At 63.3% G+C, this 6,286-nt stretch carries 5 protein-coding genes; 2 read left to right on the top strand and 3 right to left on the bottom strand.

Going from position 1 to position 6,286, the window contains the following annotated elements:
* Positions 1-70: 70 nt before the first annotated feature.
* The 3 genes from groL to RBR29_RS02645 form a co-directional block, all read right to left on the bottom strand.
* Entirely contained in the window at positions 71-1,717 is a 1,647-nt protein-coding gene (gene groL, locus RBR29_RS02635; protein ID WP_320346960.1) for a chaperonin GroEL, read from the bottom strand.
* 34 nt (positions 1,718-1,751) lie between these two features.
* Entirely contained in the window at positions 1,752-2,039 is a 288-nt protein-coding gene (locus RBR29_RS02640; protein ID WP_320346962.1) for a co-chaperone GroES, read from the bottom strand.
* Positions 2,040-2,178: 139 nt separating this feature from the next.
* Entirely contained in the window at positions 2,179-3,789 is a 1,611-nt protein-coding gene (locus RBR29_RS02645) for a methyl-accepting chemotaxis protein (protein ID WP_320346964.1), read from the bottom strand.
* Positions 3,790-4,086: 297 nt separating this feature from the next.
* Here RBR29_RS02645 and ahpC point away from each other — a divergent pair, with 297 nt between their 5' ends.
* Both ahpC and ahpF read left to right on the top strand, forming a co-directional pair.
* Positions 4,087-4,650: an alkyl hydroperoxide reductase subunit C gene (gene ahpC, locus RBR29_RS02650; RefSeq protein ID WP_320346966.1), complete on the top strand. Its 564-nt coding sequence runs from the start codon at positions 4,087-4,089 to the stop codon at positions 4,648-4,650.
* A 167-nt stretch (positions 4,651-4,817) separates the two neighbouring features.
* The coding region (ahpF, locus tag RBR29_RS02655; RefSeq protein ID WP_320346968.1) for an alkyl hydroperoxide reductase subunit F at positions 4,818-6,286 on the top strand (1,469 nt) is incomplete at its 3' end.

A 6,286-nucleotide genomic window follows, 5' to 3' on the forward strand; every position in this document is an offset into this window, starting at 1 on the left:
CGTGACGGGGATGAAGCCGGATGCTGGCCGGGGCGCGGGGCACACCGGCCAGGCAGGGCAAGACAGGGGCTTAGAAACCGCCCATGCCACCCATGCCGCCCATGCCACCCATATCGGGCATCGGGGCGGCGGGCTTGTCTTCGACGATTTCGGCCACGGCGGCTTCGGTGGTCAGCAGCAGGCTGGCGACCGAGGCGGCGTTCTGCAGCGCGGTGCGGGTGACCTTGGTGGGGTCGATCACGCCCTGTTCGACCAGGTCGCCGTATTCACCGGTAGCGGCGTTGTAGCCGTAGTTGCCTTCGCCCTTTTCCACCGCGTTGACAATCACGCTGGCTTCGTCGCCGGCGTTGCTGACGATGGTGCGCAGCGGGGCTTCGATGGCGCGCAGGACCAGCTTGATGCCGGCGTCCTGGTCGGCGTTGTCGCCCTTGACCTTGGATACGGCAGCCTTGGCGCGGATCAGCGCGACGCCACCGCCCGGGACGATGCCTTCTTCGACGGCGGCACGCGTGGCGTGCAGGGCGTCTTCGACACGGGCCTTCTTTTCCTTCATTTCGACTTCGGTGGCGGCACCGACGCGGATCACCGCCACACCGCCGGCCAGCTTGGCGACGCGTTCCTGCAGTTTCTCGCGGTCGTAGTCCGAGGTGGCTTCCTCGATCTGCGTGCGGATCTGCTTGACGCGGGCTTCGATGTTCTTGGCATCGCCGGCACCGTCGATGATGGTGGTGTTTTCCTTGGCCACTTCGACGCGCTTGGCCTGGCCCAGTTCGGCCAGGGTGGCTTTTTCCAGGGACAGGCCGGTTTCTTCGGAGATCACCGTGCCGCCGGTCAGGATGGCGATGTCTTCCAGCATGGCCTTGCGGCGGTCGCCAAAGCCCGGGGCCTTGACGGCAGTGGTCTTGAGGATGCCGCGAATGTTGTTCACGACCAGGGTGGCCAGGGCCTCGCCTTCGACGTCCTCGGCCACGATCAGCAGCGGACGGCTGGACTTGGCGACCTGTTCCAGCACCGGCAGCAGATCACGGATATTGCTGATCTTCTTGTCGAAGATCAGGATATACGGATCGTCCAGCACGGAGACTTGCTTGTCCGGGTTGTTGATGAAGTAGGGCGACAGGTAGCCGCGGTCGAACTGCATGCCTTCGACGACATCGAGTTCGTTTTCCAGGGACTTGCCGTCCTCGACGGTGATGACGCCTTCCTTGCCGACCTTGTCCATCGCGTTGGCGATGATTTCGCCGACAGAGGTGTCGCTGTTGGCCGAGATCGAGCCGACCTGGGCGATGGCCTTGCTGGTGGTGCAGGGCTTGGACAGCGAGTGCAGGCTGTCGACGGCCGCGACCACGGCCTTGTCGATGCCGCGCTTCAGGTCCATGGGGCTGATGCCGGCGGCCACGTATTTCAGGCCTTCTTCGACGATGGCCTGGGCCAGCACGGTGGCGGTGGTGGTGCCGTCACCGGCGTTGTCGGAGGTCTTGGAGGCGACTTCCTTGACCAGTTGGGCGCCGATGTTCTCGAACTTGTCCTTCAGTTCGATTTCCTTGGCGACGGAAACACCGTCCTTGGTGACGGTGGGAGCGCCGAAGGAGCGATCCAGCACCACGTTGCGGCCTTTGGGGCCCATGGTGGTCTTGACGGCGTTGGCCAGGATGTTGACGCCGCGAACGATGCGGGTGCGGGCATCGTCACCGAAATAAACTTGCTTTGCAGCCATGTTGAAATTCCTTGGGATTGAACAGTGAGGTGGCTTACTGGATCACGGCGAGGACTTCTTCCTCGCGGATGACGAGCACTTCCTCGCCATCGACCTTGACGGACTGGCCGGCGTATTTGCCGAACAGAACCTTGTCGCCGACCTTCAGGTCGATGGGGATCACTTTGCCGTCTTCGGTCTTCTTGCCGGGGCCGACGGCCAGGACCTCGCCCTGATCGGGCTTTTCAGCCGCGCTGTCAGGGATGACGATACCCGAGGCGGTGGTGCGCTCGTTGTCCAGACGCTTGACGATCACGCGATCGTGCAAAGGACGCAGTGCCATGGAGGAACTCCTGTACATATTGAAGTTTGAGGGTGCGGGGGCGAGGCGTTGTTAGCACTCAACCCCATCGAGTGCTAATTATAAGGACGATTGCGGGGGTTTCAAGAGGGGGCAGGGGGCTTGTTACACCTCGCGCGCCCTAGGTCGCCAGCGCCAGGCGCGGCGCAGCCATGGGCTGGGGCAGCGCCGGCGCAGTGGATTCTGCGCCCTGCCGGAATACGTCGGTTGCGCTGGTCAGGTTCAGGGTCTGGCCATCCAGCGTCTGCACGGCGGCGAAAGATTCCTCGGCCATGGCGGCATTGCTCTGGGTCAGATCGCCCAATTGGGCAAAGGTCTGCTGAATGTGCGCCAGGTCGCGGCTCTGGTCCTGGCCAGCCTGGTGGATGTCGTCGATCAGCGCACCCACCTGATGGTTCTGTTCCAGGATGCGGCCCATGGCCTCTGCGGCCTCACGCGTGCGGGCCACCCCGCCCTGGGCGATCTGCACGGTTTCATGGATCAGGTGGCCGATTTCCTTGGCGGCGCCGGCCGATCGCTGGGCCAGTGCCCGGACTTCTCCGGCGACCACGGCAAAGCCGCGGCCCTGCTCGCCGGCGCGGGCGGCCTCGACGGCGGCATTCAGGGCCAGGATGTTGGTCTGGAAGGCAATGCTGTCGATCACGTCCACGATTTCGCCGATCTTCTGGCTGGCGGCGTCCATGCGTTCGATCTGTTCGGCGGCCTGGTTCACGATCCCGGCGGCGTGTGTGGCTGCGTTGCCCGAATCCCTGGCCAGGGCGACGGCCTGGCGGGCCCGGTCGGCATTGCTGTCGATCAGGCTGGCCAGTTGCGTCATGGCGCTGGCAGTCTGGGCCAGGCGGCTGGCGGCCTGTTCGGTCTCGGTGCTCAGATGCTGGCTGCCCTGGGCGATTTCGGACGAGGCATGGCGCAGACCGTTCAGCTGGCCGTGCACGTCATCGATGAAGGAACGCAAATTCAGGCTGGCTTGCTTGATGGCTTGCTGGATCGAGGCAATTTCATCCAGGCGCGGCAGCCGCCAGTCGTCCACGGGCTGGCCCGTTGCGGCCTGGATGGCTTGGCGCTGGATGGCGCGCAGCGGTTGCACCAGCCGGCGATCCAGCAGCCAGCCGGCCAGCAGGACCAGCGCTGCGCCGCCGCCCGTGGCGCCCAGCCAGGCGGTATCCCGCAATCCGGCCAGCCAGGCGACGCCAGCCCAGAGCGGGATCAGGCTGCCCAGGGTCAGCGCCAGCCGCTGGCGCAGCGACAGCGTGCGCAAGCCATTGCGCCAGCGCCGCCACCCGGTATCCATCAGCAGGCCGCGATGGAAGCGGGCGATTGGCCGGCCGGTCTGGAAGCTTGCGAAGACGCGCTCGGCGGCGGTGATTTCTGCGCGGCTGGGCTTGGTGCGCACGGACAGGTAGCCGCTGAGCACGTCCTGATGATAGACGGGCGCGACATTGGCCCGGACCCAGTAGTGATCGCCGTTCTTGCGCCGGTTCTTGACCACGGCGGTCCATGAGCGGCCCTGTTTCAGCGTGTCCCACAGGTCCTGATAGGCTGCGGGGGGCACGTCGGGATGGCGCACGATGTTGTGGGCCTTGCCCAGCAGTTCGGTGTATTCGAAGCCGCTCACGCGCACGAATGCTGCGTTGGCATAGGTGATGCGGCCTTTGAGATCGGTGGCGGACAGCAGCGTTTCACCGTCCCGAAAGTCGTATTCCTGTTGGGTGACAGGCAGGTTCTTGCGCATGGGCGGGCCCCGAATAATTGAGAGGTAAAATATCTTGTATATCAATGACTTATGAAATAGATCCCTATTATTCCGCATCATGCTGGATAAACATAATTTTTTTGCATATACATCGATGCAAAATAGGCATACAGCAACACAGGATGAGACGGGGCAGGTCTGGGGCGGATGCTCGATAGTTAATTACAATCATGACTATATAAACAATCAATTTTACTTATCGTCTTGGCTCCCCTACACTGGTTTCCGTCGCCCTCATGGGCCTTTCACTGAACCTTTGAACAAGGAGCTTTTTTCATGTCCCTGATCAACACCACCATCAAGCCCTTCAAGGCCACCGCCTACCACAATGGCAAATTCATCGACGTCACCGAGCAGACCGTCGCCGGCAAGTGGTCCGTGTTCGTGTTCTACCCGGCCGACTTCACTTTCGTGTGCCCGACCGAGCTCGAAGACCTGGCCGATCATTACGCTGAATTCCAGAAACTGGGCGTGGAAATCTATTCCGTGTCGACCGATACGCATTTCTCCCACAAGGCCTGGCACGACACGTCCGATGCCATCAAGAAGGTCAACTACCCGATGATCGGCGACCCCACCCATGTGCTGTCGCGCAACTTCGACGTGCTGATCGAAGAAGAAGGCGTCGCCCTGCGCGGCACCTTCGTGGTGAACCCGGCCGGCGAAATCAAGGTCCTGGAAATCCATGACAACGGGATTGGCCGCGATGCGTCCGAACTGCTGCGCAAGGTCAAGGCGGCCCAATACATTGCCGCGCACCCGGGTGAAGTCTGCCCCGCCAAATGGGAAGAAGGCGCCAAGACGCTGACGCCTTCGCTGGACCTGGTCGGCAAGATCTGATCCTTTCCATCGCCGGATCGGCGCGCGTCGTCGGGATGCGCGCCCCGTGATGCCTCGGTGGCCCGGCTGCGGGCCGGGCTGCCGGTTTTGCTCCCCCGCGCTTTTCTGGTCGGGCGGTGCCCTATGGGTGTCGCCCGGGGGGACGCTTTTTTCAAAAAGGTGTGAATATGCTGGATGCAAACCTCAAAGGACAACTGGGAACCTATCTCGAACGGGTGACGCAGCCCGTCGAACTGCGCGCATCGCTGGACGATGGCGCCCCGTCGCAGGAACTGCGGGCCTTTCTGGAAGACATCGCCAGCCTGTCCGACAAGATCACCCTGGCGGATGCCGCCCCTGGGGCGCGTGTGCCGTCATTTGAAATCGCCCGTACCGGCACCGATGTGGCCGTGCGCTTTGCCGGCATTCCCCTGGGACACGAGTTCACGTCGCTGGTGCTGGCCTTGTTGCAGGTCGGTGGCCATCCGCCCAAGCTGGATGACGCGGTGGTCGAGCAGATTCGCGCCTTGCCGGGTGATTACACGTTCGAAACCTACTTTTCCCTGTCGTGCCAGAATTGCCCGGATGTGGTCCAGGCCCTGAACGCGATGTCCGTCCTGAACCCGCGCATTCGCCACGTGGCGATCGATGGCGCCCTGTTCCAGGACGAAGTCCAGCAGCGCGAGATCCTGTCCGTGCCGACCGTGTTCCTGAACGGCGAACTTTTTCACCAGGGCCGTGCGGGCGTCGAAGAGCTTCTGGCCAAGCTGGATGTGGGCGATGATACGGCCAAGGTCGAGGCCCTGAATGCCCGTGAAGCATTCGATGTGCTGGTGGTCGGTGGCGGCCCGGCAGGTGCGGCCGCCGCCGTGTACGCAGCGCGCAAGGGCATCCGCACGGGGGTGGTGGCCGAACGTTTCGGCGGCCAGGTGCTCGACACCATGGCGATCGAGAATTACATCTCCGTGCTGGAAACCGAAGGGCCCAAGTTCGGCGCTGCGCTGGAACAGCACGTCAAGGCCTACGAGGTGGACATCATGAACCTGCAGCGGGCCAAACGCCTGGTGCCGGGCCGACTCATCCAGATCGAACTGGACAGCGGCGCGATCCTGAAAGCCCGATCCGTCATCCTGTCGACGGGCGCGCGCTGGCGCCAGATCAATGTGCCGGGCGAGGACGAATACCGCAATCGCGGCGTGGCCTACTGCCCGCACTGCGATGGCCCCTTGTTCAAGGGCAAGCGCGTGGCGGTGATCGGCGGCGGGAATTCCGGGGTCGAGGCGGCGATCGATCTGGCGGGCATCGTGGGTCACGTCACGCTGATCGAATTCGGTGATGCGCTGCGTGCCGACGACGTCCTGCAGCGCAAGCTGCGCAGCCTGGCCAATGTGACTGTGCTGACTTCGGCGCAGACGACCGAGATCCACGGCGATGGCAAGCGGGTGGTCGGCCTGAGCTATACGGACCGGACAAGCGGCGCCGCGCATCGCGTCGAACTGGAAGGCGTGTTCATCCAGATCGGCCTGGTGCCCAATACGGAATGGCTCAAGGATACGGTCGAACTCAGCAAGCATGGCGAGATCGTGGTCGATGCCCGGGGGCAGACTTCGGTGCCTGGGGTGTTCGCGGCTGGAGATGCGACCACGGTGCCATACAA

The organism is Castellaniella sp., assembly GCF_034007085.1.
Lineage (GTDB): Bacteria > Pseudomonadota > Gammaproteobacteria > Burkholderiales > Burkholderiaceae_B > Castellaniella.